Below are 1,794 nucleotides of genomic sequence, written 5' to 3' on the forward strand. Positions count from 1 at the left end.
GGCCTTGAACCAGCGCTGTCGCTGGGCCGAGGAGCCGTGGGTGAAGGAATCCGGCACCACGTAGCCCTTCGAGCGCTGCTGCAGGGCGTCGTCGCCGATCTGGGCGGCGGCGTTCAGGGCCTCGTCGATGTCGCCCTGCTCCAGCTCGGCGTACTTGTCGTTGGAGTTCTTGGCCCAGACGCCGGCGAGGCAGTCGGCCATCAGCTCGATCCGCACCGAGAGGGCGTTCGCCTCGGTCTTGCTGGACGCCTGCTGCTGGCGCGCCTGGACCTTGCCGAGGATGCCGAGCACGTCCTGGACGTGGTGGCCGACCTCGTGGGCGATGACGTAGGCGTAGGCGAAATCGCCCTTCACGCCGAACTTCGAGGCCATCTCCTTGAAGAAGCCCGTGTCGAGATAGACCTTCTTGTCGAGGGGGCAGTAGAACGGGCCCATCGCCGCCTGGGCCGAGCCGCAGCCCGAGCGGGTGCCGCCGGTATACAGCACCAGGGTCGTCGGCGTGTACTGCTTGCCGGTCTGCTGCGGCAGGATCTGGCTCCAGACGTCCTCGGTGTTGCCGAGGATCTTCGAGGCGAACCGGCCGCTCTCGTCCGTCGGCGCCTGCCGCCGCTTGGCCTGGGTCTGCGGATCGACCTGCTGCTCCTGCTGGCCGCGCCCGCCGCCGATCCGCTCGGCGCCGCCGATCAGGATCGCCGGGTTGATGCCGGTGAAATAGCTGATGATCAGAAGCACCACGATGGTGCCGATGCCGAGCCCGCCGGCGCCGCCGCCGGGAAAGCCCATGCCGCCGCCGCCGCCGCCCTCGCCCCGGCGATCCTCGACGTTGTCGGAGCTGCGTAGATCTTCCCAGCGCATGGTTGGGTCCCGCCATCAATGCTGCGCCGGCCGCCTCGGGCAGCCCACGGTTTGCTATGCGTCGCTATGTCCGGCCGACGGTGGACCAGCGGCGGGAACGAAGCTCTAATGGCGGGAGGGGAGACCCGGTTCCGCCCACGTGGTCAAGCTTTCCCGTCGAGAAGGGCGCGCAGGGATCGGAAATCCCGCCATGCGAGACGCTTCTGCACCGGCTGGCGCAGCAGGAAGGCCGGGTGGAGCGTGGCGAGCAGCTTCACCTCGCGGTTGGGCAGCTTGTAGGGGAACAGTCGGCCGCGGGTCCGCAGGATGCCATCCTTCGTGCCGGTCAGCGTCTGGGTCGCGGGCGCGCCGAGGCAGACGATGAGGTCCGGATCGACCAGCTCGATCTGGCGCTCCACGAAGGGCCGGCACACCGCAACCTCCTGGGGCGTCGGGTTGCGGTTGCCCGGCGGGCGCCAGGGCACGATGTTGGCGACGTAGGCGCTGGTCCGGTCGAGTCCGATCGCCTTCATCATCTTGTCGAGGAGCTGGCCCGAGCGGCCCATGAACGGCTTGCCGATCCGGTCCTCGTCGGCGCCGGGCGCCTCGCCGAGAAACATCACCCGCGCCTCGGGATTGCCGTCAGCGAAGACGAGGTTCTTGGCGGTGAAGCGCAGCGGGCAGGCGTCGAAATCGGCGAGGATCCGCTCCAGCTCGTCCAGGGTCTTCGCCTGCCGCGCCCGGGCGCGGGCGTCGCTCGCGGCTTCATCGGGCTGGGCGCTGGCGGCGCGGCCGAAGGTCCGCGACGGCGCGGCGGGCGGCGGCGAACCGGGGGGCGGCACGAGGCTGCCGGCGGTGGGGCCGGCGGTCGGGCCGACGGGCGGATCGGGGGCCCGGCGCGGCGCGCGCAGGGTCGGCGCCGGCGCATCCGCCTCGCTGAACCGGTCGTGCGGCCGCTCG

2 protein-coding genes are annotated in these 1,794 nt (G+C 71.1%); both read right to left on the reverse strand.

Annotated features, from left to right (window positions below):
• A partial coding sequence (locus I53_RS11500) for a neutral zinc metallopeptidase (protein ID WP_043350692.1) occupies positions 1–855 on the reverse strand: 855 nt, incomplete at its 3' end.
• Between the two features lie 143 nt (positions 856–998).
• The coding region (locus I53_RS11505) for a uracil-DNA glycosylase (protein ID WP_043350694.1) at positions 999–1,794 on the reverse strand (796 nt) is incomplete at its 5' end.

Origin of the sequence: Methylobacterium sp. B1 (assembly GCF_000333255.1) — a bacterium.
Lineage (GTDB): Bacteria > Pseudomonadota > Alphaproteobacteria > Rhizobiales > Beijerinckiaceae > Methylobacterium > Methylobacterium fujisawaense.